A 25,093-nucleotide genomic window follows, 5' to 3' on the forward strand; every position below is an offset into this window, starting at 1 on the left:
AAAACATTCATAAAAAAATAACAAACTAATCTAGTTAACTACTTACAACGATGTAGATCAATATAACGTACATTATAATTAATGTTTTTTATCAGAGGCTGGACATTTATTTTAAACCAGACACGATCTAGTTACCATCTTCAACTAAATTTCAAATTTGCAAATATATTTTTAGAATTAGTAGGATATTATTCTATCATTAGCAGGTTTATCGATTTATTCAAGGGTTTCAAGACATTTCTTGATGCAGAGCCAGTAAATCAGTAGTTCATCTTCAACTTGTTTGTAGTCAGGATATTTAAATGCTATTATGTTCCAAAATGTTTTATTATGGCTCATTTCAACTAGGTGTGCTACTTCGTGATAAACAACATATTCTATGAGATGGTTAGGAAGAAATCTTAGATATTTGTTGATGTTCAGATTTTTCTTTGAACTGCAACTACCCCACCGGGATCTCATCTTCTTAAAAAATACTCTGTTAAAATCCACTCCTAAATCCTTGGTAAATTCCAGTATCAATTCCTTAACCATGGTTTTAAATTCCTCTTCACCCAGATCGAAGTTGAGCTTCCTATTTTCAGATTCAGCTTGCATCTGTTTTATGCGAACAACCTTGTTGTAAATCCATTTTTCATGATTTTTTATAATTTCAGTGGTGTTGAAGTGGTTTAGCGGCATTACAAGCCTAATTTTATCTGTTTTAATTTCAAGACGGGCATTTTTCACTTTTCTGTGGACGACTTCGTACTCCACTTCGATGTCGTTTATCAAGGTTTTTTCAATCATGCTGTTCCAAACTTTTTTAATATTAATCAAATGGATATACAAAAAAACAAATTAATGAATTTTCAGGCTGAACACCTTAAAATAGTAATATGGCAAAATAGTATAAATGTGTTCGTAACTAAAATGTGTTTTGATTAAGAGGGGTAAATATAAAATTTCTATTTACTAATGTTAAATGGCTTAAAAGGCCTAAAACAGTAATCTGTTTATAAAGTGATCTTAAACAAATTTATTCAATTATTCAAGTTTGAATAAGTTGAGTTGATAGTAATTGGATTAGAAATTTTTTTATTAAAGTGATTATCATGAATCTTAAAGAAGTTTTAACGGCGGAAGAAAATCAGAAATTGTTCCTGCTGGGTAATGAAGCAGCTGTTAGGGGTGCTCTTGAAGCAGGGGTGGGTCTTGCATCCACATATCCTGGAACTCCTTCATCAGAAATAGGGGATGTTTTTTCAAAACTTGCAGAAGATGCTGGAATTTATTTTGAATTTTCCACCAATGAAAAGGTTGCACTCGAAGTAGCGGCCAGTGCAGCAGCATCAGGGGTGCGTTCATTCACCTTCATGAAACATGTGGGTGTTAACGTGGCATCTGACTCCCTTATGAGTGCGGTGTACACAGGAGTTGAGGGAGGTATGGTGATCCTCTCAGCAGACGATCCCTCCATGTTTTCTTCTCAAAATGAACAGGACAACAGGCACTATGCTAGACTTGCCAACATGCCCATGGTCGAGCCTTCAAATCCTGAAGAAATTCGTCAATTAATGGGCTTCAGCTTTGAACTGTCTGAACAATTCAAACTACCAGTTCTCATGCGAACCACCACAAGGGTTTCCCACATGAGGGGTGTTGTGGAAACTGGAAAACTAAAACCTGGCAAAACCAAGGGCTTTTTCAAGAGGGATCCCCAGAGATTCGTACCTGTACCTGCCACAGCCATGATCATGCACAAAAACTTGGTTCGAAAAATGGAAGAACTAAGGAAGCTCAGCAACTCCTCAGAATTAAACAAGATTTACAGAAGAAACGGAAAAGTGGGAGTAGTAACAAGTGGAGGAGCATTTAACTACGTCATGGATGCAGTCCAAAAGAATGATCTAAATGTGGATGTTTTTAAGGTAACTCTAACCCATCCATTCCCAGACGAACTGTTACTTGAATTCATAAAGGATCTAGATGCAGTGGCTGTTGTGGAAGAAGTTGATCCAATAATGGAGAAGGAAGTACTGTCCATTTTAGGTAGAAATGGAATTAAAATGGCGGTGCATGGAAAACTTGATCAAACACTGCCTATGATATATGAATACACACCAAACATTGTCATGGAAATGTTAGAAACAGTTCTAAATCAACAAATTCCGAAAAATCAGGCTTCAAATTCGGATCTTTCCATTCCTGAAAGACCTCCAACACTGTGTCCAGGATGTCCACATAGATCAGTGTACTACACTGTTAAAGATGCTGTCAATTCCCTTGGGTTAAATGATGTAATATACCCCACAGATATTGGTTGTTACACCCTTGGTATCACATCACCCTACGATGCAGCGGATTACTTGCTATCCATGGGTTCATCCATAGGTACCAGCTGTGGATTTTCAAAGGCAACCAAACAAAATGTGGTGTGTTTCATAGGAGACTCTACTTTTTTCCATGCAGGGATCCCACCACTGATAAATGCTGTTCACAATAAAGACAGATTTGTCCTTGTTATTCTAGATAACAGGACAACTGCAATGACAGGAGGCCAACCACATCCTGGATTACCGGTGGATGGTATGGGTTGGGAGGCTCCGGAAGTCTCAATAGATGCAATTGTTGAAGCAACTGGAGTCAAGTACCTCAGAAAGATCAATCCAATGAACATTAAAAAATCCAAGGAAACATTCATGGAAGCACTTGAATTTGATGGTGTGGCAGTTGTGATATCCCAACATCCATGCATGCTAACCAAGGGAAGACGTTCAAGTAAAGCAGAGCTTGAAGTTAAACAGGAAAAATGTGATGAATGTGCTGTGTGCCTTGAAAAACTTGCATGCACAGCAATATACAAAGATGATGAAGGTAAGGTAAGAATAGATCCTAAACTTTGCAATGGTTGCAACGTTTGCGTTCAGGTCTGTCCAGAGAGGGCAATAGGAGTTAAGAAATAAAATTTCTTGATAATAAACAAAAAATTAGTTTGGAAGGTTTTACAAATGAAGTCATACAGTATTTATATTTCAGGTGTTGGTGGGCAGGGAATCATTAAAACTTCGACTGTTATGGGTGAAGCAGCAATGAAAACTGGACTTCCAGTTGTGATGAGTGAAGTGCATGGAATGGCCCAGAGGGGAGGGAGTGTTTCAACTGAACTTAAAATAGGTGACAACTACAGTCCAATAATAGAGCTGGGATCAGCAGATCTGCTCATATCATTTGAACCTGTGGAAGCATTAAGGGCAGTTCCTAAAATAAGCAAGGGATCATACATAATTTTAAACACCAATCCAATCTATCCTTTCAATCTAAACGAAACAGGAGTTTCGTATCCTGATATGGAAGATGTGCTTACAGAACTGAATGGAAAGGCCAAACAAGTCTACGCACTTGATGCAGATACAATTGCGAGGGAATCTGGACATTCTCTGTCCATGAACATGGTGATGTTAGGTGCAGCTTCAGCAGTGGAAGGATTTCCAATAGAAAAAGAAACCATAATTGATTCAATGAAGGCAAATCTGCCTGAAAAAAGTTTAGAAATTAATTTAAAAGCATTTAATGCAGGATTCAGTTTTGTTAAATCTGGATGATCTACATTTATATTTTTTTTATTCATATTATTAAACAAATTAAAAAAAGGAAATTTAGGGTCTGTTTAAAGACCATATATTTCATTTGATGTTATAATTTCTGCTCCACCGTCTTCGAGGGCTTTGATTCCGGAATCAATATTTTCGGGGTGGAGTAAAACTATTGCCATTTCATTTTTTTGTTCTGCAAATGCGTAGAGATAATCTAGGTTGATATTTTGCCCATCTAAAATGCCTAGTATTTCACCAAGCCCTCCTGGATGGTCAGGCATCCGCACTGCTATGACTTCTCCAACTTTAACAATGAAATTATGTTCCTCCAACAACTTTTTGGCCCTGTCTGGTTCTGGAACTATGAGTCTTAAAATTCCGAAGTCAGATGTGTCTGCAATGGACAGTGCACGAATGTTAATGCCTCCGGTTTCAAGCACATCCAGAGCATTTTTCATTCTCCCCTTACGATTTTCCAAAAATATTGACAGCTGTTTTACTTTCATTTTCATACCTCAACCCTAAGTATATTTTTTTTAAAGAGTTCTCTTATCTATTACGCGCACGGCTTTACCTTCACTTCTAGGTATTGTTTTTGGTTCAACAAGGGTTACTTTAACCCTTAATCCTATTTCATTGTGTATGTATTGTTCTATTTTCTCTCTGATACCTACCAGTTCTTTTATTTCATCAGAGAACAGATCTTCAGAAGCTTCCACCCTAACCTCCATTTCATCCATGAGATGTGGTCTGGTCACAATGATCTGGTAGTGGGGCTCTACACCATCAATTCTTAAAAGAGCCTTTTCAATTTGGGATGGGAAGACAGAGACTCCTCTAATTTTCATCATATCATCGGTACGTCCTTTAACCCGTTCCATTCTCACCAAAGTCCTTCCACATTCGCATTTACTCCTTGTAAGTTTGGTAACATCTTTGGTTCTGAAACGTAAAAGTGGAGTACCCTCACGTGTTAAGGTTGTGAGCACAAGTTCACCCTTTTCACCGTCTTCAACTGTTTCAAAGGTTTCTGGGTCGATGATCTCGGGATAGAAATGATCTTCAAAGATGTGCAGTCCATCTTGTGCACTGCATTCAAGACCCACCCCGGGCCCCATAATCTCAGTAAGGCCATAGATGTTGTATGCAGGAGCATTAAATCTTTTTTCTATTTCCTTCCGCATTTCTTCAGTCCACATTTCTGCACCAAATCCTATGGCTTTGAAATCCATATCCTCTGGGTTTAAACCTTCAGCTTTAATTTCTTCTGCTAGGTACAGGCCGTATGATGGTGTGAATATCATGACGGTGGTTCCAAAGTCCTGCATGATTTCTATCTGTCTTTTTGTCTGTCCTGTTGAGATTGGAATAACTGTTGCACCAATCTTCTGTGCACCGTAGTGCACTCCAAAACCACCTGTGAACAATCCATATCCATGTGTGTTTTGAATGATGTCTTCATCATCTACACCCGCCATTGTGAGTCCTCTGGCCATTACTTCACTCCAGATTTCAAGATCACCCCTTGTGTATCCTGATACTGTGGGTTTGCCGGTTGTTCCTGATGATGTATGAACTTCAACTATCTCCTTTTTAGGCACTGCAAACATTTCAAATGGATAAGCATCTCGCAAGTCATCTTTAGTTGTAAATGGAATTTTCTCAATATCTTTAAGAGTTTTAATGTCTTCAGGCTTGAGGGGTATTTCATCCAATCGTTTTCTGTAGTAAGGAACATTTTCATAGGCGTACTTAACGATTGCTTGTAATTTTTCTAGCTGTAACTTTTTCCTCTCATCATCGGACATGCATTCTACTTGTTCATTCCAGATCATAGTTATCCCCAACTCATAAACGTCCAATCCTGTATTATTAATCTGCTATTTGTTTTAAAATGAATGATTTATTAGTTTCTATTAGAATAATTCATGTTTCAAAATTTAATTGAAGGGTTTATAAAATTTACCATAATGATCTCTAAAATTAAATTTTTTTATAAAAATTTCATAATCGATTCATTTCGAGGATGTAGTGTAATTAATTGTTCAATATTCCGAGGCATCGTTCCATACAGATTTATATAAAATGATTTCCCTAAACCTTATTCTGTAATAAAAAAATTAGAATTTCGAGTTTAATCATGTTGCCATATAGTACCTATCAATTTTGATAATTGCAATCAATGATTTATAACTGTAGAATTAGAGGAGGGGTAAGATGAATATTTTTATATTGAGTATTGTTGTATTGATTTACCTCCTGATGGTGGGATACGTAGGTTTCGTTGCCTGGAAGCGAACGAAGAGTTCGGAGGATTACTTGGTAGCAGGGAGAAACACCCACCCCTACATAATGGCTTTAAGTTACGGTGCCACTTTCATAAGTACGGCTGCCATTGTAGGTTTTGGAGGAGTTGCAGCTAACTACGGTATGGGAATACTGTGGTTGGTCTTTTTAAACATTCTTGTTGGAATTTTCATTGCGTTCGTATTCTTTGGAAAGAGAACCCGTAAAATGGGCCATAATTTAGGGGCGCTCACATTTCCAGAATTTCTTTCAAAACGTTTCAACAGCAAATTTATACAGTACTATGCTGGAGCAGTCATATTTGTAGGGATGCCGCTTTATGCATCGGTTGTATTAATTGGTATGGCACGATTTGTTGAATCCACACTCCAAGTAAACTACTACTTTGCACTCATTGCAATGGCAATAATTGTCGCAGTCTACGTTGTGTTTGGTGGAATAAGGGGTGTGATGTACACAGATGCACTTCAAGGAACCATCATGTTCTTTGGTATGATCATCTTGATTGGTGCTACTTACTGGATGTTGGGAGGAGTTATTGATGCAAACACAGCATTATCCAACCTGGTAAATGTTGTTCCTCACAATGCAACAGCACAAGCTGTGGCCACAGGATTTACAGGGTGGACATCAATGCCAGTGGCGGGAAGTCCATTCTGGTGGACTTTAATTTCAAGCCTAATACTTGGTGTGGGTATAGGAGCCTTATCACAACCACAATTGGTGGTTAGGTTCATGACAGTGAAATCCAACAGAGAACTCAACAGGGCAGTGTTGATTGGTGGAATATTCATATTTGTGATGACATTTTCAGCCTACGTTGTTGGATCACTTTCAAATGTATACTTCTTCCAGCACACAGGACAAACAGCTGTACAGGCAGCTGGAGGAAACTTGGACACAGTAATTCCAACCTTCATAGCAGCAGCATTTCCACTGTGGTTTGCATACATATTCATGATCACACTGCTTTCAGCAGCAATGAGCACTCTTTCAGCACAGTTCCATGTTCAAGGAACAGCATTGGGAAGGGATATCTATGAAACCGTTACAGGAAGGAAGGGAGCTTCAACTGTTATGGTTGCTAGGGCCGGAATAGTTGTGGCTGTGGTGATTGCAGTTATTCTTGGATTTATACTGCCAGCGAGCATTATTGCTGTGGGGACATCCATGTGGTTCGGTATAACTGCCGCAGCATTCCTATCAATATACGTGGGGGCAATCTACTGGAAGAGAATAAACAGGGAAGGTGCAATTGCAGGATTAGTAGCAGGTTCGGTTGCAAGTTTGTTCTGGATACTGTTCGGATTTAAAAAATCTGCAGAGGCAGTTGGTATTTCAAAGGCTTTAACAGGACACTCTGTGATTGTTACATCCATGCCATGGCCAACAGTTGATCCAATAATTATCGCATTGCCCATAGCAATTGTTGTCACAGTAATTGTTACTTACCTTACCAAACCTCCTGAAAAAGAGGTAGTGGATAAAATATTTGAAGGAGTAGGTGGTAAATAATATCAACCATAACTCCTAATTTATTTTTTAGAAAAATGAAAATCGAAAACTACCCTCTAAAAAGAAGTTCATATGAGAGCTGGGAGACTATTTTTCAAAATCCGGCTCCAATAGATGTTCAGACTTATCAAACTGGTTCTGTTGTGATAGATCTAGACGGTACCTTTAATCCGAATCATCTGAGATCACCTAGAATCTCTGGTACAGTGGAAGTTCCAATACTGTCACATTTTGTAACACATGAAAAACTTGGCAATTTCCTTTTGGATGCTGGACTAGACAAGAGTTACTACCGTGATCCATATGGTGGAGTGGAAACACCACAGAAAGAAGAATATATTCAGGATAAAAATCAGGATATTCTATATCAACTGGGTGATAACGCATCTGAATTAAATGCAGTATTTTTAAGCCACATGCATCCGGACCATATGGCTGGTATGAGAGATCTTCCAAAGAAAATCCCTGTAATATTAGGTAAGGGTGAATTAGAGGATTACGAACCCGATCTTTACGGTGATTTTTTAGAAGATGTTAAAACTGTCTATGAAATGGATTTTACAGAGTTTGAATCTATTTCTCCCTTTCCTAAGTGTGCAGATCTTCTGGGTGACGGGTCTCTTTGGGCTATCAGCACACCAGGCCATACAAGAGGCCACATTTCATTCGTTGTTAACGGATTAGCAGGTCCTAAATTGCTTACCATGGATGTGGCATTCATCCAAGAAAATATATCCTATGGTGTTGCACCATCAGACTACACCTGGAATGTGGAAGAAGCTCAAAGAAGTTTAGATATGTTAATAAACTTTATTAGGCTTTTCAGAGGAATGGAAGTAACAGCAGGGCATGCATTACCTTGATAAGATTCCGTTACTATTTTTTTAATTTTTTTAGTATGAACATTAAAAAAAAGAGAGAATTGGGGCTTAATTTATTTTCTCAGGAAATCCAGTATGACCCGCACGGTTTCTGGTTCAGAATCAATATCCACAGACAAACTCGGTCCATCATCGATGTAACTGTCTGTCAGAATGAAATTATCCGAAATCTTCTCATCATTTTCAGACATTAAAGTGTTTATTTGGAATATTTCATCTTCACTGTCTTCAAAGTAGAGTTTCAGTTTATTTGAGTCAGGGCCCGTGACTCTTATCATTATCATCATATGTTCGGGCGTTGAAAAGTGGATATCTTTGATAAACACCTCTGGAACAATCAGATCACTGATTTCACCCTTGGTCATTCGTCCAAAACTGACTGGTTCTTTAACAACTGACAAAATTTATCACCTCAAAATGTATTACCGAATATTATTACAATTCTTTGTTCGATTTTTCATTTATTTGTTGTGAATTCAGGATTAAAAGTTGAATATATAAATTTTTTTAAATTAATTCAAGTTTAACATCTTTTAATTCAAATAAATAAATTTATATTTAAATTGGAACATAAATATGTAACAGAATAAAGAGTTTGGTGGAATTAGAAGGAGGTTAAATTATGCAAAAATTGGGAAGTGCAATAGTTTTAATTATTCTTGGTATTATTGTAATGGCATTCCCTCTCATAGGAGTAGTTCCAGCTGCTGTTTTAACAGGATTCCTAGTGTTAGTATTAGGTCTTGGACTTCTGTTCAGTGGAATAGTTGAGATGGGAGATAGTGTTGGGTTAGGAATACTTGAAGTTCTTTTAGGTATTATTGCCCTAGTTTTAGGTATAGGATTCATATTCAACCCTGCATTGTTCAGTTTTGTTGCAGGTTTAATAGTATACATTGTGGGTATATTCCTGATCATTGTGGGTATAATTGGTGTAATCACAAAAGCTGGAGACAGCAGATGGAATGGAGTAGTTGCCTTAATAATAGGTCTTTTGTATGTTATTGTGGGTACACTCTTCGCATCAAACCCGGTTTACCTAGGAATATTAATTGGTTTATGGCTCTTAATCATGGGAATAATGATGTTATTCTCCAATGATTAAAAAATTTTTTACCCCATCAAACTCTAACTTCTATTTTTTTTAATTTTTTTTTTAATTCAGGCTTAAACTAAATTTTTTTTGAAAAAAAAGATAAATTGTTTTATACGGTCAGTAATGGACCTTTCCAAACTTGATACTGAGATTACGCTCCATGTTGACCATTAAAACGGCTGTAGCTATGGAGTTAAGTTTGGATTGGCTAGTATCTGCTCTCGATGTAAGTACTATGGGGGCGCTTGCACCCACAACAACACCTGCAAGATCTCCACCAGTCAGATATACATGTGCTTTGCAAAGCATGTTACCTGCCTCTATTGATGGAACAACAATAATATCTGCTTTTCCAGCCACAGGCCCTCCAATTCCTTTATGTTTTGCAGCCCAGGGACTCAGAGCATTGTCCAGTGCCAAGGGGCCGTCTATTATTTTATCACTGAATTGTCCCCTCTGACTCATTTTAGCCAGAACTGCAGCGTCAATTGTTGATGGCATTTTAGGATTGGCAAGTTCTATTGCTGTCGTTATTGCCACCTTGGGATCTTCAATATCAAAGATGTTTGCAAGGTATATTGAATTTAATATAATGCTGCACTTGGTTTCGAGATCAGGAAGTATGTTCACTGATCCATCTGTAACAAATAGCATCCTGTTTAATGCAGAACTTTCAAGAACGTAAACATGGCTCATGATCTTTCCTGTTCTAAGACCTTTCTCCCGATGTAGAACTCCTCTTAAAAAATCATCGGTATTCACAAACCCTTTCATGAGTATATCTGCCCTGTTGGTTTTAACAAGTTCTACAGCAGCAGCAACAGCTTTAATCTTGTTGGGTTCATCGTAAATTTTATTTTCTTTAATATTCAAATTAGATTCTTTAGATATGTCCAGTATCTTGGTTTTGTTTCCTACAAGGATGTAATCAGTTATACCAAGTTCTTCTGCCAAATGAACAGCTTCAAGTACTGTTTTATCATGGGCAACTGCTACTGCTATCTGTTTTTTTGGGTGTTCTTTGATCTTCTCAAAAACCTGCTCAAACTTGGTGATCAATTTTTTAACCTCCAACTAATCCAAATCTTTTCATGAATGTACATCTCATCAAATAAATGATTATTAAGATTTCTTTTGTTCTGAGTTTTGTTAACTCGAACTTCTTCAATTGTTATTATGTTGTTGATTATATTTAACACTACAACTTAAGACCCCAAATTTTTAAGGGTTCAGTATTCCCAGAACCTTATTTAGATTTTACAATCATATAGAAAAATTTAAATAACGATTTATGATTAAACTATGATTTAACATTATTAATAATAATGAAATATTTGCGTAATGGGGAGGTGATTGAATGGTTTTGGGAATAAGCGATCCTTGGATTTCTGCAGCTTATGTGGGATGCATTTTAGCAACGCTCTTATGCGTAGTTTATGGTATTTTAAACTGGAACAAGGGCGATGAAGAAGAACAGGCCCAAATTTCGGAAGAAATTAAATGGCACGAGAAAGAAAAGGACATGGAAGAAAAAGAATTGGGATTATGGGATGAAGAAGATTATTAGGGGCTTGATCTTATGGATTTATTCATATTAAGCATAGTCGTATTAATATACTTATTAATGGTCGGTTATGTGGGCTATGTGGCCTGGAAACGGACCAAAAGTTCTGAAGATTATCTTGTTGCAGGAAGAAATACTCATCCGTACATTATGGCTCTGAGTTATGGTGCAACCTTCATAAGTACTGCTGCCATCGTTGGTTTCGGTGGAACAGCCGGTGTTTATGGAATGGGATTACTGTGGTTAACCTTCCTGAATATATTAGTTGGAATATTCATTGCATTTGTGTTCTTTGGTAAGAGAACCAGGAAAATGGGGCACAATTTAAACGCCTTAACATTCCCTGAATTTTTATCGAAGAGATTTAATAGTCGTTTTATTCAATATTTTAGTGGTATAGTAATTTTTGTAGCAATGCCTTTGTATGCGTCGGTGGTCCTAATTGGTATGGCCAGGTTTGTTGAAACCACGTTGGGAATAAACTACACATTTGCACTCATAGCAATGGCTGTAATTGTGGCAGTTTACGTAGTATTTGGTGGAATCAGGGGTGTTATGTATACTGATGCCCTTCAGGGAACCATCATGTTCTTTGGAATGGCATTTTTGCTTGTTACCACCTACTGGTTATTGGGAGGAGTTATACATGCAAACGAACTTCTTTCAGGTATGTCTGCCATGGTTCCAAAGGCAGCGGCGGCAACTGGGTCCACTGGATGGACTTCGATGCCCATAACAGGCAGTCCCTTCTGGTGGACCTTGGTAAGTACCCTTATATTGGGTGTTGGAATTGGTGTTCTCTCACAACCTCAACTCGTTGTTAGATTCATGACAGTAAAATCCAACAGAGAGCTTAACAGAGCAGTATTGATTGGTGGTGTTTTCATCGCCATGATGACAGGAACAGCGTTCATTGTGGGTGCGTTATCCAACGTTTACTTCATGCAACATTCTGGACAGCTCGCAATACAAGCTGCAGGGGGAAATGCAGATAAGATCATACCTCTTTTCATATCTACTGCAATGCCGTTGTGGTTTGCATATATCTTCATGATAACATTGCTTTCAGCAGCCATGTCAACGTTAAGTGCACAGTTCCATTTACAGGGAACAGCACTTGGAAGGGACATATACCAATCCATAGCAAGAAAAACTGGAGGTTCTTCAGTTATGGTTGCAAGGATAGGTATAGTAATAGCAGTGGTAATAGCGGTTATTTTGGGTTTGATACTTCCAGCAAATATAATAGCAGTTGGAACTGCAATGTGGTTCAGTTTAACAGCGGTGGCATTCCTTGCCATGTATGTTTGCGCACTATTTTGGAAACGAACAACCAAGGAAGGAGCAATCGCAGGATTGGTCGTTGGAACATTTTTCACAGCGTTTTCCTACCTTTTCATTAACCAGAAGGCAGCTGAAGCCCTTGGAGTATGTAAAGCATTAACTGGTAAAGTGGTAATTGCCACAGCAATGCCATGGCCTACAGTTGATCCTTTGATAGTAGGAGTGCCATTGGCATTCATACTGACAATAGCTGTGAGTTTACTCACCAAAGCTCCAGATAAGGAACTATTAGAAAAAACCTTCAAAGAAGTGTAACTCCAAGTTACACTTCAAATTATTCTTTTTTTTAAAATTAAAAAAATATTAACATAGAATTTCATAATTAATGGCCCTAATTGGATATAAATTCACATATTCATTCATAAACAAATTTTTAATGGTAAACCATCCTATTTTCTCTGTTTTTTAAAAATAAAACTTTAAGTAGAATATAAAACTTAAATATGAAGTAATATAAATTACTGAGATCAAGGTGATACCATGAGGATAATAGAAGAAATTATTGGTAAGGAAGTTCTTGACAGTTCTGCGATTATAATTGGTAAAGTAAAGGATGTAGAGGTAAACTTTGAAACCAAAACATTAGAATCATTCATTCTAGGAAAGGGCGGAATATCTGAAGGTCTTGGTATTTCCAAAGGGGAAACAATAGTTCCCTATGAAATGGTTAAGAAAATCGGTGACAAGATCCTTTTAAAAAGTGCAGCTGAAGATATAGACGAAGATTTGGATTAGTTAACCATTCCAAATTTATTTTTATTTACTAATTTTTTGGATTGATCAAATGAAACATTTTTTGGGGATATATTTCTATGGAATTAACTGGCATCTGTAGTTTATGTGGAAAAACAGGAAAAATTCACACCTGCCAACTTTGTGGAAGTTTGGTTTGTGAAGAGTGCTACAATCCATCGAAGGGGATCTGTAGATCCTGCAACAAAAGAAACATTCCAGATATTAAAACCCTTAAATAATGTCTTCAGTATTTAGTTAGAGCAACAGATGTGATATAAATGGATAAAAAAAATGAATTAATAACCCTCCTAAAGGAAAACCAAGTAGTTAAGTACGGTAAATTCACACTATCCTCTGGAAGGGAAAGCAGCTACTACGTAGACATGAAGAGGGCAATTACAGATCCCATCATCCTTAACAAGATCGCAGAATTAATTACAGAACTGATAGCAGATGATAAAATTGACAAGGTAGCTGGTCCAGCATTGGGAGCAATTCCCATAGTCACAGCTGTTTCATTGGAATCTTCCATCCCCATGCTCATGATCAGAAAATCTAAAAAGGACTACGGCACATCAGAACTTATTGAGGGAGATTTAGAGGATGAGGATATTGTTGTGGTTGTTGAAGATGTGACAACAACAGGAAATTCCCTTATTAAAGCAATTCAAGCAGTTTCATCCAATGGTGGTCTGGTTAAAAGAGCATTTGTTGTGGTCGACAGGGAAGAAGGTGCAATAGAAAATCTTAAAAATGAAGGGATTGAACTGGAACCACTGGTCACAGTCAAAGACTTCATGTAAAAACAAATAAAACCTTAACTTTTTTTTAGTCCTTAACATGTTTTACGAGATGGTAAACTTCAGAACCTATGAGTTTCAAGCCTGTTTCAACAGCATTGGGGGATCCTGGCATGGCAATAATAATAATTCCCTTGTAAACTCCTGCAGTTGCCCTGCTTAAAATGGCCCCTGCCCCTATTTCCTTGTATGATTCCTGTCTAAAGATTTCTCCAAACCCTGTTATTTCCTTTTGGAAAAGCGGCTGTAATGTTTCGATGGTAATATCCCTAGAACCTATACCGGTTCCACCTGTTGTTAAAATAATTTCTGCCGAGGTTCCTTCGATTATATCCTCAATGGTGGCTTTTAAAAGATCTCCATCATCAGGGATGACTGTGTAAAATACCATTTCATTCTCATTTTTCAACCTATCTATAATAAGATTACCAGAAATATCTGTTGTTTTGTTTTCGAGATAATCTCTATATTTACTATCGCTCAAGGTAATAACAGCAAAATTAACGGATTTAGGTGAACTCTGCTTATGTTCTTCCATACTTTTACTTTTCATAGTTTCATCCCATCTAGATATTTTTAAAAAATTTATCCACTATGTAACTTTTGTTGAATTTACAATATCAACGTTTGTTCAAAATTTGTTGCATGGAAAATATCATTATCGATGGTTTTAATTTGAATCTAAACAGTTTTTAAATAAAAATAAGTTAAAATAACTTTAAAAATAGATTTTTAAGAAGAGAGAGGGCATTAGGTCCAAATCGGAGGCGGTTAATTTTTTTGCGAAAAAAATTAAGAGGAGTCTAATTATACCCTCCCTCATCAGTTACTTTATGTTTTTAAGTACATAAAAGCTTTTGCACAGAGTGCCTTAAAATTATAAAAAGCAATATTTATCCTTTATTATATAAAATAAAGGAATTAATTGGGATTTATAACGTAATTATCCATATTTAGCCGTTGAAATTTTCAGTAATTTATAAACTTATTTATAAAACTTGACTAATAAAAATTGTAGTATGAACCATGGAGTCTACGTCCTTGATGCTTCGGCTATAATTGGAGGATTTATATCTAAAAAGGATAATTTTGTCACAGCATCGGTTGTTAATGAAATAAAGGATTTAAAATCAAAAATAAGTCTTGAAGCCGCAATCGAAGATGGTTCAATCAAAATTATTGAACCAGATGCTTCTGATCTACGAGAGGTAGGGAAAGTCATAAAGGAATCTGGAGATATCCTAAGGTTATCTGGAGTTGACATTAAGTTGGTTGCTTTGGGATACAAATTGAAGAGGGAATCCCTAAACCCTACAGTTGTGACCGATGATTATTCAATGCAGAACGTTCTTAAAATTATAGGAATTCCATACCGGAGTGTTCTGACCAACGGCATCAACGAGGTATACGGTTGGATCAAGATCTGCAAGGGATGTAAAACTAAATATCCGCCAGAATATGAATCTGGTGAATGTGAAATATGTGGAACACGTATAATAAAAAGAAGAATCAAAAATCCGTGAGAATAGTCGATTGTTAACTGCATTGCAGAGATTTGAAGAATTGGATGTATGAGACAAACTTTAGAACCTGATACTATTTTTTTTAGTTAATTATAAAAACCTCTCTACCTAACACTGTTTTAATGATGAAAATTGGAGTGGTTGTTCACGGGCCTCAAATTGTTGATACAGGGTACGCAGTTAAGATACTGAAACTTCTGGAAAGCTATGGGGATGTTACTGCAATACTTGGCGGAACAATGGGCAGAACCGCTGTTATTGATGCTGAACTTGAAGATAAGATTGACATTGGTCAAAAACTTCTTCCAAGCCAGTCTATAGAGAAACTTTCAAAAACTTCTGACATGGTGGTACTCATCAACTACGGAAAGTCCAGTGTAACAGGACATGCATTTGGATACAAGGTATTTAACAGATGTGATGCTGATCCAATCCTTTTGCAGATAGAACGACCTGGAGAAAAGGATGGGACAGTCATACCATGGAACAAGGATCTAACGGCCTTTGCAGAAAATATTGCCAGAGATCTTAAGTTACAAATAACAGACCCTTCACTCATAACTGATAAAATGGAATTAAATGGGGTAGGAGCATTTAAATCAGGTAACATAATTCATAGAAAAGTAGCTGGAGTTTCTCCAGATGAAAATATTCTTTTAAATGGTATTGTGGTTGGGAGATCAACATCGGAAAATGTTATACTGGTTGCAGAGGATGGAATCCTCACCCAGATCCTTGGGGGCATCATAAAAAATCACGGAGTTGAAAAGCTTGGAAAGATCGACCTTGAAAATGCAGTGGTTAAAACTGGACTGCTTAGAAGGTCTAAAGTTAAACCAAGGATAATTAAATCTAAACAGAATGCCAAAAATAGAAATACGTCTAAACTTAGTATATCTTATTTAAGTCATGCAGCTGAGGACATATACAAATTAAAAGATTCTGATCTTGTGGTGACTGTTGGAGATGATACTACGCTGGTTGCTGCAGATATTCTCTACAGATTCAACATTCCAATCATTGGCATAACAGATGGGGACCTTGACCGTGTTGTTGAGGAAGGTTTTAAACCAGTTGGATCCATGATCATAGAACTAGACAGCGGTTGGGATGATATTATAGGTGAAAAAATCTTTTTAGAACTGTTTAATGGCAAACAGACCATGGAAATAGAAAATATAGAAAATTTTAAAAGTAAAATCATACAAATTATTAGCAATACCACCAGTAAATATAATTTAAAATACAATTAGGATTTAAAACCTTGAATGGGGTGGATACTTGAATTTAGATACTCTTGTTAATTCTATCAAAACCTACGAAGGAATCACTCGCAAAAATTTCATCAAGGGTGCAACCAAAATTTTGGATGATACCTACAACATAGCCGGCAGAACAGCCCTGGGATTTGGGGATGATGCCTCAGCAATAGACATTGGAAATGACAAATATCTTTTAATGGCTGCAGACGGAATGTGGGGACAGCTTATGGAAGGAAACCCGCAGTGGGCAGGTTACTGTTCTGTTCTTGTAAATGTAAACGACATAGCAGCAATGGGGGGCATTCCCATGGGCATGACAAATGTTATATCTGTTAATGACCCAGAACTATGCAACGAGATAATGATTGGTATTAAAGAAGGTGTTAAGAAGTTTGGAGTGCCAATGGTTGGAGGGCACCTCCATCCCGACACACCCTACCTTGCATTGGATGTTTCCATAACGGGAATAGTGGGAAAAGAAGATGTTATAACCAGTGCCGGTGCAGAGGTGGGAGACGTTGTGCTCGTGGCAATGGATCTAGATGGGCAGCAACATCCTGACTTCAAACTTAACTGGGACACCACCACACACAAAACAGCAGAACTAGTACAGGCACAGATAATGGCCATGAACGAGCTGGGAAAGAAACACCTCTTAACAGCAGGAAAGGATGTAAGTAATCCTGGAATCATTGGAACCCTCGGAATGTTACTTGAAGCTTCAGAAGTTGGAGCTACCATCGAACTTGGAAAAATTCCTAGAAACTCCACTGTAGATTGGGAAGAATGGCTCAAAGTTTATCCTGGATCTGGATTTGTTCTCACAGCAAAGGAAGAAAATGCAGAGGAATGCATAAAAATACTGGAAAAGGTTAACATCACCACCCAAGTAGCGGGCAGAATTATTGAAGAAAAGTTACTTAACTTAACACACCAAGGACAGGAAAGAACTGTCTTCGATTTCAACAAGGATATGATAATTGGAATTAAAGAGGAAATTCTCTAAAAGGAGAGGTTATAATGCGTGTAAAGGTTAATGGAGATGAATTCACACTTCCTGAAGGTTCAAATATCAAGGATGCAATTGAAGCTTCTGGATCGCCCTATTTGGATGGATGTGTACTGGGTGTAATAAAGGGAAAGGAAGAATTTGAAAAACACGTTAATAAGTATAGTTTTAAAACCACCAAGGGCAGTATAATCATAGAACTCCTGGAAGATTGTCCTGAAATTCTTCTTAACACTTGGAAGAATCATTACCGGGAATTTGAAGGATTAAGAATACGATGGACAACTACCAACGAGGTCAGTTTAGGGCCTGTTGAAACAGAACTCACACCAACTAAGGATGAACACGAGTACTTGAGTTGGGATGTTATTTTAAGTCTTTCAGGATTTTCAGCCGATGCCACTCACATAATATTCAGCAAAGAGAAACATAAAAGTGTTTACGGTGCACCTGCGGAAAACAACGGAGTTTTTGCAAGGGTTGTCGGCGGTAAAAGGACAATAATGAAACTCACAGACGACGATGTGGTGAAGTCTGTTAAGCCTGTTTTAGAAAGGAAAAGCATTGTTCAAAGTGCGGCAGTAACCAAACTAGAAACATTAATTTCAGATGGAAACGAAATATTTACCTACGTACTAATGGAACCAGAAAAAAAATCACCTAGTTCAGTTGATCAGTTTTTTGCCCTCACTGAAAGGGGAGAACTAGATGTGGATTACGAATCTGAATCATTTTTAGGTTTTTATGGATTGCAGGGTCTGGAAAAGGATCCTGAGTACATTGATCAGCGAAGAAGAGGTACAGTAACCCTCAGAAACAGTGGTAAAGGTGTTGGAAGAATATATGTTTACAGAGAGGATAGGGTATCCACACCAACCCACACAATTGTTGGTAAGGTAACCAAGGGAATTCAACTCATGGATATTGCAAACCAGGGAGATAGAATCACTGTAAAAACTGTTCCAGAGAGGATAATGACACTTGCAATGACCCAGAAGGAAGCAGGAGAATTTTTGGAATCCCAGGGAATTAAACAGATAAGGAATGGATCAAGTGATGATGAGGCAGTGGTTGTTAAGCAGGATCCTCAATTTACCATGGACATCATAGGTAAAAGCGAAGTAGTCACAACTGGTGTGCCTGAAGATGAAATGATATACATAGAACTCAACGAAGAAACTCCAAAATCTTCATGGTACTTCCAAAAACTCACAGGTTTGCTTGATGCTCCTGTTGGTTCGTTGAATGTGATGTTCGCATTCCCTGGAATGAAGGTCATGATGTTCAGGGGAAATTCAAAGGAATCCAAGGGACTCGTACCAGAAAACAACCCTATAAAATGTGTTAAAGCCGGTGAAATAGGAATAACCAACATGTCCCGTAGACAGATAGGTGTTGTGGGTGTCAGGTTTGAAGACAACGATGAATTCGGACCTACTGGAGAACCATTCCAGGGCACCAACATAATAGGAAAGGTAGTTAAGGGTCTAGAGAATCTTGAAAAGTTCAAGGAAGGTGAAACAGTTTATGTTGCAAGACGAAAGTTCTAAGATCACTCGTATGATCATACTGGGGCCATCTGCAAATATAAGTCAGACGGAACTGGTTAGAAAACTCCACATGATGGAACTTCCAATAACCATCAAATCCACATGTTATGGTGCAGTAGTTAATGGAGAGGAATCTGCAGTTGACAAGGCAGTTGAAAAGGCTCGTAATCTGGATTACTGTAATATTTTTACCAAAGACAGAGGGTTTCCACCTGGTGATCCCAGAAGATGCAGGGCTAAAAGAGGAGGGGCAAGGGAAGGATTTCACCAACTTGAAAAGGAATTTGAACTTTTAGGTTTCGTGAGTGAAGCACTGGAACACCCCCACAAAGTCAGCCTTAAAAAGCCCAAAAAAGTCCCTGTAGATACATTTAAAGAAGTTGTGAAGGAGTGTGAAAAATGAACCTTACAAATTCATCCACAGGGGAAGAAATTGTGCCAGTTGCAATGGCCATACACGAACTTGTTAACAGACTTCCAATAACCATGAGGACCCAAAAATTTGGCGGAGTTAGAATAGAGGAAGGTAAAGTTTTAGAAACTGATTATACAGGGCCAATTCTTGAAAAAGTTCTGTTAGAAGGTGAAATATCCAATGAAACACCTCAAGATGGTCCTTACAAAGGAACTCCAGTTATTGTAGTTCCATTAATAGAAAATAATGAAGTTATAGCTGCAGTAGGTGTTATAGATACAACCAAAGGAATTTATAGTGATATCATGGAGATGACTAGGCGACCTGAACAAAATGAACCTGATAATACAAAGGGGGAATTTTATTAAAATAGCAATATTCCCGCCCAATTCCCTAATACTAGCGGATCTTGTCGAAAGAAAGGGGCATGAAGCTCTTGTTCTTCAAAAAGAGATAAGAAAAAGGGTTACTGATGTGGAAATAGATTCACCACCACTCAACATAACAGAAGAAGAACCTATTAAAGGACTTAAATATGCAGCAATTGAAGTACCATCTGGAGTAAGGGGTAGAATGGCAATATTCGGTCCTTTGATAGAAGCAGCTGAGGCTGCTATTATTATGGAAGATGCACCATTTGGTTTTGGATGTATTGGCTGTGCCAGAACCAACGAACTTTCCATGTTCTACTTAAGAAAGAGAGGAATTCCACTTTTAGAACTGCATTATCCAACCACCAAAGAAGAAACAATGGAAGTTGTAAACAAAATCAACACATTTTTAGATAGTTTAGAACCGTTGGAGGATAAAAATGGTTAAAATAGCTCAAATTTCATGTGGAACAGATTACAGTGGTGTTCAAAAGGAGATTGAAAAGGCTGCAGAAACATTTGGAGCCGAGATCATCATTCCAGAAGCAGATCTTGATTACATAGATGAAGCCTACGAAAAATTTGGTTTTAATGCAGCAAGTACCGGAATCAGGCTCATGATAGCCAGGGCAACCTCAATTGTAGAGGGTAAAACAGATGCAGATGCTGTTTTTATAGCCACTTGTTTCAGATGTGCAGAAGGTGCCCTCGTAAGAAATGAGGTAAGAAGATTCATCCAGAACAACACCAACCTCCCAGTTGTTACCTACTCATTTACAGAACGTACCAAGGCAGATGAACTATTTATACGAATGGAAGCTCTCTCCACCATTGTTGCAAGGAAAAGTCTTCTTGCACGTGAAAAACAGGAAGGACTCACGTTGGGTATAGATTCTGGTTCATCAACAACTAAAGCAGTTCTAATGGAGAACAACAAAGTAATAGGCACTGGATGGTTACCAACAGCAGATGTGCTTGAAACTGCCAACATAGCCACGAATCAGGCGTTGGAAGGTCTTGATTACAAGTTGGATGATATTGAAGGTATTGGTGTAACAGGTTATGGAAGGCTTAGAATAGGACATCAGTTGAATGCGCAGCTCATACAGGAAGAGTTAAGTGTCAATTCAAAGGGTGCTGTTTATCTTGCTGGTAAGCAGAAGGGTGAAGCCACTGTTTTGGATATTGGTGGAATGGATAACAAGGTTATCACAGTCAACGATGGAATTCCAGACAACTTTACCATGGGTGGAATATGTGCCGGTGCATCTGGAAGGTTCCTTGAAATGACATCCAGAAGGTTAGGTGTTGATATAAGTGAGTTAGGTCCGCTTGCACTCAAGGGAAATTATAAAAATGCTGCTTTAAACAGTTACTGTATTGTTTTCGGAATACAGGATCTTGTAACTTCCCTTGCAGCCGGAGGATCCAAGGAAGATGTAGCTGCAGCAGCCTGTTACTCTGTAGCTGAACAGGTTTATGAACAGCAGCTCCAAGAAATTGATTTAAGGGAACCCCTGATTCAAGTGGGGGGAACATCGCTGATTGGAGGTCTTGTGGAGGCTGTAAGTACAGTTCTTGGAGGAATTGAAGTTATTGTACCAGAATATTCCCAGTACATAGGGGCAGTTGGATCGGCACTCTTGGTATCTGGATTGGGAGTCAAGAAATGAAGGTGGAATGCTACGATCAAAACGGTGCTGAAGTATACGAAATGATTGTAAAACACATACTTCAGGAGGTACAAGTATCCCGTTCAATTGGAGACATGAGGGTTTACGTGGATCCAAGGGAACCCCTGTTTATCATTGTGGTTAAACTTGAAAATGCATCCCCTCCAATTCTCATAGAAGACATGGCAGAACTTGAGTACAACAAGTCAGGCAACGAAATGTTCATTAAGATCATCGATGAAAACTACCTACCTGATCTTCTAAAAAAACTATGGGAAACTGAAGGAAGAAATAAGGTACACCAACCCAACAGATTCGAGGTTATTGTGGACGATCCTAAAACAGAAATCCCTGGAATGATTGTCCTGGACCCCCGGGACGATCTTAAAGAGAAGATCTACGATGCAATCTTTAGAATAATACCTGAAGGATTCAGGGTCATAGATCACAGATCAGAAGGAAATATAATTGCATTAACATGTACCGATGAAATGATGAAGGATGAATGGATTAAAAAAACTGAGGAAATTGTAGCGGAGGTTAAAAATGAATGAATCAAGATTTGCACACATAACTAAGGTACATCCCTGCTTCAACGAGAAAATGCATGATAAAGTAGGCAGAATACATGTGCCCATCGCTCCAAAATGTAACATTCAATGTAATTTTTGTACCAGAGAAATAAACAAATGCGAACAAAGACCTGGAGTAGCGTCAAGAGTAATGACAGTAGATCAGGCAGTGGAACACGTAAGAAAGGTTACAACAGAAATGCCAATAGCAGTTGTTGGTGTAGCAGGACCTGGAGATGCATTATTTAATGAGGAAACCTTTGAATTTTTCAAGAGGATGGATGAAGAGTTCCCAGATCTCATCAAGTGTATGAGTACAAACGGACTGTTACTACCTGAAAAGGCAGATGAAATAGCAGCCCTTCACATAAACACAGTAACAGTCACTGTAAATGCCATAGATCCAGAGATAGGTACTCAAATATATTCAAATGTTTACTTCGACAAGAAGCTTTACAAGGGAGAAGAAGGCTTCAACGTACTCGTCAAAAACCAGCTGGAAGGAATAAAAAAACTTGCAGAAAATGGAGTTGTTGTTAAGGTCAACTCAGTACTAATACCTGGAGTAAATGATAAACACATCCTAGACATTGCAAGAAAGGTTAAAGAACAAGGTGCATCACTCATGAATGTGATCCCATTAATCCCAATGCACAAATTTAAGGACACACCAAAACCTGACTGCGCAGCATTAAGTGAGGTTAGGGATGCTGTTGAGGAAATAATTCCTGTTTTCAGAGCATGTACACAATGCAGAGCAGATGCATATGGAGTACCTGGTAAAGAGGACAAACACCTTGACATGACTCCAGCAAGCCACTTTTAGATGGTTGGAAATGATAAAAAAAAGGATATCATATCCAATTTAAATATTTTTTTTTTAAACCCCACTATTTTTTTTAAAGAAATAAACTAATTAGTCTTACAATGGATGTGACGAATTTGAAAACAATGTACTGGAAAGATAACAAGCTATTTTTAATAGATCAAACACTACTGCCTGACCAAATTGTTTACCATGAATGTGAAAACTATCATGATGTGATAGATGCCATAAAAACAATGAAAGTGCGTGGTGCTCCTGCAATAGGTGTTTCAGCAGCTTTTGCAATGGCACTAGCCGAACTTGCAGGTGAAAACATGGAAACAGCAGCCAAAGAAATAAAAGCAGCTAGACCAACCGCTGTGAATCTGTTTTGGGCTGTTGACAGAGTTTTAAATGCAGACTCCGCCCTTGATGAAGCAATGCTCATGTACGATGAGGATGTTGAAACCAACAGAAAAATTGGAAAATACGGAGCTTCAATAATCGATGATGGAGACACACTACTAACACACTGCAATGCCGGTGCACTGGCATGTGTAGATTATGGGACAGCACTGGGAGTTTTCAGAGCAGCAAAGGAAGAAGGAAAAAATATCAATGTAATTTGTGATGAAACCCGACCCCTATGTCAAGGTGCACGTTTAAGTGTTTTTGAGATGCAACAGGAAAGCATCCCAGTTAGACTGGCAGTTGACAGTGCAGCAGGACATCTTATGCAGAAGGGAATGATAGACAAAGTAGTTATCGGAGCCGACAGAATTGCTAAAGGTGGAGTTGCAAACAAAATTGGGTCTTTGATGGTTGCTTTAGCTGCTAAAAGATTTGATGTACCATTCTACGTTGCAGCACCTAAAAGCACGTTTGACATGGAAAATTCAATCTTTGATGTTGAAATAGAAGAGAGGGATCCAGAAGAAGTTATCTACTTTGGAAGTACAAGGGTGGCTCCAGAAGGAACTGAAGTTGAAAATCCAGCATTTGACATAGTACCCTCAGATCTTATAACTGGAATAATAACTGAAGAAGGAATTTTAAAACCCTTCTAATCTATTTTAGCATCCACAGCCATGTGCCAAACACCAGGACTTCTTGATTTAACTTTTCTCACATTCAATATTTCAACGTTCCTGGGCTTGGCTGTTTCAACTATTCTTTCAACAGGAACTTTGTAATCCGAAGCAAATTCATAGTAGTGCAGAACACCACCACTTTTAAGGGAATTAATTGCAGTAGAAAGGAAATCACACGCAGTTCCAGGCAAATTCATTATTATCCTATCTGCAGATAAATTTAAATCATTTAGAACAGTTTTAACATCACCTAAAATGGGAATTATTTCTCCCTTCAACTTGTTAATCTCAATATTTCTTTTGATATAATGATGGGCTGCAGGGTTAATGTCCACAGCGTATATCTTCACATCATGATCCTTGGCAATGGTTACTGGAAAAGGACCCACTCCAGCAAACATGTCAATGATGAGTTCCCCGTCCTCAACCTGTTCTGCTACTCTTCTTCTTTCGGTAGCAAGTCTGGGGCTGAAGTAAACCCTTCGAACATCCAGCATGATTCTAGAACCGAACTCTTTGTGAACAGTCTCTGAAACATCCTCTCCAGCAATATGTTCCAGTTCCCTGGTCCTGATCACTCCCTTTATCTCGCTGGTTTTACGGTAGATTGCCTTTCTTTTGGTAAACTTCAAAGCAGCTTCTCCAATCAGAAATCTTTCTGCTTCAAATTCATCAGGAATCTCCAGTACAACAACATCACCCATGATGTCAAATGAATTCTTAATTTCATCCACTTTATCGGCTTCAACAGTATTTTTCAGGTAGTCCTTGAAGCTCTTGGGATGTTTTTTATGGATCTTGAAGTCAGTATCAACAACTTCAATTTCAAATCCATCCAGCTCTTTAATTAAATCCTCACTTGGAACTTTGTTGATTGGAATGTAAACATGCTCATCTGATGTTTTAATTTTCCAGCCCAGATCAATTAAAGAATTTTTAAGCAACGTCCTTCGAATTTCATCCGCATTATTTTTAGAAACCTTTAAACCCAACATTTATTTCCTC

General features: G+C 38.0%; 28 protein-coding genes. 21 read left to right on the forward strand and 7 right to left on the reverse strand.

All coding sequences use genetic code 11. From position 1 onward, the window contains the following. Positions 1–216: 216 nt before the first annotated feature. Positions 217–789, reverse strand: a complete 573-nt coding sequence (locus METBO_RS03385; RefSeq protein WP_013644267.1) for a M48 family metallopeptidase — start codon at positions 787–789, stop codon at positions 217–219. A gap of 305 nt (positions 790–1,094) precedes the next feature. On the opposite strand from METBO_RS03385, the gene iorA reads away from it, so the two are divergent. Together iorA and METBO_RS03395 are read left to right on the forward strand one after the other, a co-directional pair. After that, a complete protein-coding gene (gene iorA, locus METBO_RS03390) occupies positions 1,095–2,945 on the forward strand; it encodes an indolepyruvate ferredoxin oxidoreductase subunit alpha (protein ID WP_013644268.1) in 1,851 nt (616 codons plus the stop codon). A 45-nt stretch (positions 2,946–2,990) separates the two neighbouring features. Next, the gene (locus METBO_RS03395) at positions 2,991–3,584 is read left to right on the forward strand and encodes an indolepyruvate oxidoreductase subunit beta (RefSeq protein ID WP_013644269.1); all 594 of its coding nucleotides are present in this window, start codon (positions 2,991–2,993) and stop codon (positions 3,582–3,584) included. Positions 3,585–3,649: 65 nt separating this feature from the next. Here the strand turns inward: METBO_RS03395 and METBO_RS03400 are convergent, their stop codons facing one another. Both METBO_RS03400 and METBO_RS03405 read right to left on the reverse strand, forming a co-directional pair. Further along, the gene (locus METBO_RS03400; protein WP_013644270.1) at positions 3,650–4,081 is read right to left on the reverse strand and encodes an ACT domain-containing protein; all 432 of its coding nucleotides are present in this window, start codon (positions 4,079–4,081) and stop codon (positions 3,650–3,652) included. A 30-nt stretch (positions 4,082–4,111) separates the two neighbouring features. Then, a complete protein-coding gene (locus METBO_RS03405; protein WP_013644271.1) occupies positions 4,112–5,410 on the reverse strand; it encodes a phenylacetate--CoA ligase family protein in 1,299 nt (432 codons plus the stop codon). Between the two features lie 382 nt (positions 5,411–5,792). Here METBO_RS03405 and METBO_RS03410 point away from each other — a divergent pair, with 382 nt between their 5' ends. Both METBO_RS03410 and METBO_RS03415 read left to right on the forward strand, forming a co-directional pair. Continuing rightward, positions 5,793–7,397, forward strand: coding sequence for a sodium:solute symporter family protein (locus METBO_RS03410; protein ID WP_013644272.1), 1,605 nt, complete (start codon positions 5,793–5,795; stop codon positions 7,395–7,397). Positions 7,398–7,432: 35 nt separating this feature from the next. Next, the gene (locus tag METBO_RS03415; RefSeq protein ID WP_013644273.1) at positions 7,433–8,260 is read left to right on the forward strand and encodes an MBL fold metallo-hydrolase; all 828 of its coding nucleotides are present in this window, start codon (positions 7,433–7,435) and stop codon (positions 8,258–8,260) included. Positions 8,261–8,331: 71 nt separating this feature from the next. Here the strand turns inward: METBO_RS03415 and METBO_RS03420 are convergent, their stop codons facing one another. After that, positions 8,332–8,679 carry a hypothetical protein gene (locus METBO_RS03420; protein ID WP_013644274.1) on the reverse strand — a complete coding sequence of 116 codons (348 nt, stop codon included), beginning with the start codon at positions 8,677–8,679 and terminating at the stop codon, positions 8,332–8,334. Between the two features lie 221 nt (positions 8,680–8,900). Between METBO_RS03420 and METBO_RS03425 the strand changes: the two genes are divergently transcribed. After that, complete coding sequence (locus METBO_RS03425) at positions 8,901–9,383, forward strand: DUF308 domain-containing protein (protein ID WP_013644275.1); 483 nt, start codon at positions 8,901–8,903, stop codon at positions 9,381–9,383. Between the two features lie 108 nt (positions 9,384–9,491). Here the strand turns inward: METBO_RS03425 and METBO_RS03430 are convergent, their stop codons facing one another. Next, complete coding sequence (locus tag METBO_RS03430; RefSeq protein ID WP_013644276.1) at positions 9,492–10,433, reverse strand: bifunctional enoyl-CoA hydratase/phosphate acetyltransferase; 942 nt, start codon at positions 10,431–10,433, stop codon at positions 9,492–9,494. Between the two features lie 298 nt (positions 10,434–10,731). Between METBO_RS03430 and METBO_RS03435 the strand changes: the two genes are divergently transcribed. The 5 genes from METBO_RS03435 (at position 10,732) to pyrE (ending at position 13,820) form a co-directional block, all read left to right on the forward strand. Continuing rightward, entirely contained in the window at positions 10,732–10,941 is a 210-nt protein-coding gene (locus METBO_RS03435) for a symporter small accessory protein (protein ID WP_013644277.1), read from the forward strand. A 12-nt stretch (positions 10,942–10,953) separates the two neighbouring features. Beyond that, complete coding sequence (locus METBO_RS03440; protein WP_013644278.1) at positions 10,954–12,537, forward strand: sodium:solute symporter family protein; 1,584 nt, start codon at positions 10,954–10,956, stop codon at positions 12,535–12,537. A 225-nt stretch (positions 12,538–12,762) separates the two neighbouring features. Beyond that, a complete protein-coding gene (locus METBO_RS03445) occupies positions 12,763–13,017 on the forward strand; it encodes a PRC-barrel domain-containing protein (protein WP_013644279.1) in 255 nt (84 codons plus the stop codon). Between the two features lie 77 nt (positions 13,018–13,094). Beyond that, positions 13,095–13,256: a hypothetical protein gene (locus METBO_RS03450; RefSeq protein ID WP_013644280.1), complete on the forward strand. Its 162-nt coding sequence runs from the start codon at positions 13,095–13,097 to the stop codon at positions 13,254–13,256. A gap of 39 nt (positions 13,257–13,295) precedes the next feature. After that, positions 13,296–13,820 (forward strand): orotate phosphoribosyltransferase, encoded by a 525-nt coding sequence (gene pyrE / locus METBO_RS03455; protein WP_013644281.1) that lies wholly within the window; start codon positions 13,296–13,298, stop codon positions 13,818–13,820. Between the two features lie 25 nt (positions 13,821–13,845). Here the strand turns inward: pyrE and METBO_RS03460 are convergent, their stop codons facing one another. After that, entirely contained in the window at positions 13,846–14,370 is a 525-nt protein-coding gene (locus METBO_RS03460; protein ID WP_013644282.1) for a MogA/MoaB family molybdenum cofactor biosynthesis protein, read from the reverse strand. Positions 14,371–14,836: 466 nt separating this feature from the next. On the opposite strand from METBO_RS03460, the gene METBO_RS03465 reads away from it, so the two are divergent. The 11 genes from METBO_RS03465 to mtnA all read left to right on the forward strand — a co-directional run bounded on the left by METBO_RS03465 (position 14,837) and on the right by mtnA (position 24,064). Then, complete coding sequence (locus METBO_RS03465; protein WP_013644283.1) at positions 14,837–15,340, forward strand: NOB1 family endonuclease; 504 nt, start codon at positions 14,837–14,839, stop codon at positions 15,338–15,340. A gap of 125 nt (positions 15,341–15,465) precedes the next feature. Next, positions 15,466–16,593, forward strand: a complete 1,128-nt coding sequence (locus METBO_RS03470; RefSeq protein ID WP_048186337.1) for a DUF2117 family protein — start codon at positions 15,466–15,468, stop codon at positions 16,591–16,593. 28 nt (positions 16,594–16,621) lie between these two features. Next, positions 16,622–17,608 carry a methanogenesis marker 2 protein gene (locus METBO_RS03475; protein ID WP_013644285.1) on the forward strand — a complete coding sequence of 329 codons (987 nt, stop codon included), beginning with the start codon at positions 16,622–16,624 and terminating at the stop codon, positions 17,606–17,608. 14 nt (positions 17,609–17,622) lie between these two features. Next, positions 17,623–19,161, forward strand: a complete 1,539-nt coding sequence (mmp3, locus tag METBO_RS03480) for a methyl-coenzyme M reductase-associated protein Mmp3 (RefSeq protein WP_013644286.1) — start codon at positions 17,623–17,625, stop codon at positions 19,159–19,161. After that, positions 19,139–19,564 carry a methanogenesis marker 6 protein gene (locus tag METBO_RS03485; protein WP_013644287.1) on the forward strand — a complete coding sequence of 142 codons (426 nt, stop codon included), beginning with the start codon at positions 19,139–19,141 and terminating at the stop codon, positions 19,562–19,564. Before mmp3 ends, METBO_RS03485 begins: the two co-directional genes overlap by 23 nt. Then, a complete protein-coding gene (locus tag METBO_RS03490; RefSeq protein WP_013644288.1) occupies positions 19,561–19,944 on the forward strand; it encodes a DUF2111 domain-containing protein in 384 nt (127 codons plus the stop codon). Before METBO_RS03485 ends, METBO_RS03490 begins: the two co-directional genes overlap by 4 nt. Next, the gene (locus METBO_RS03495) at positions 19,910–20,395 is read left to right on the forward strand and encodes a methanogenesis marker 5 protein (protein WP_013644289.1); all 486 of its coding nucleotides are present in this window, start codon (positions 19,910–19,912) and stop codon (positions 20,393–20,395) included. The genes METBO_RS03490 and METBO_RS03495 overlap by 35 nt, the downstream gene beginning before the upstream one ends. Continuing rightward, on the forward strand, positions 20,388–21,620 hold the full coding sequence (locus tag METBO_RS03500; protein ID WP_013644290.1) for a methanogenesis marker 15 protein: 1,233 nt from the start codon (positions 20,388–20,390) through the stop codon (positions 21,618–21,620). Before METBO_RS03495 ends, METBO_RS03500 begins: the two co-directional genes overlap by 8 nt. Next, positions 21,617–22,174: a methanogenesis marker 17 protein gene (locus METBO_RS03505; protein ID WP_013644291.1), complete on the forward strand. Its 558-nt coding sequence runs from the start codon at positions 21,617–21,619 to the stop codon at positions 22,172–22,174. The genes METBO_RS03500 and METBO_RS03505 overlap by 4 nt, the downstream gene beginning before the upstream one ends. Then, positions 22,167–23,018 carry a radical SAM protein gene (locus METBO_RS03510; RefSeq protein ID WP_013644292.1) on the forward strand — a complete coding sequence of 284 codons (852 nt, stop codon included), beginning with the start codon at positions 22,167–22,169 and terminating at the stop codon, positions 23,016–23,018. Before METBO_RS03505 ends, METBO_RS03510 begins: the two co-directional genes overlap by 8 nt. A gap of 116 nt (positions 23,019–23,134) precedes the next feature. After that, entirely contained in the window at positions 23,135–24,064 is a 930-nt protein-coding gene (mtnA, locus tag METBO_RS03515) for an S-methyl-5-thioribose-1-phosphate isomerase (RefSeq protein WP_048186338.1), read from the forward strand. On the opposite strand, the gene METBO_RS03520 is transcribed toward mtnA, so the two are convergent. Beyond that, positions 24,061–25,083, reverse strand: coding sequence for a class I SAM-dependent methyltransferase (locus tag METBO_RS03520; protein ID WP_013644294.1), 1,023 nt, complete (start codon positions 25,081–25,083; stop codon positions 24,061–24,063). The two genes, mtnA and METBO_RS03520, sit on opposite strands and share 4 nt — an antisense overlap. Between the last annotated feature and the right edge of the window lie 10 nt (positions 25,084–25,093).

This window comes from Methanobacterium lacus (genome assembly GCF_000191585.1).
GTDB lineage: Archaea > Methanobacteriota > Methanobacteria > Methanobacteriales > Methanobacteriaceae > Methanobacterium_B > Methanobacterium_B lacus.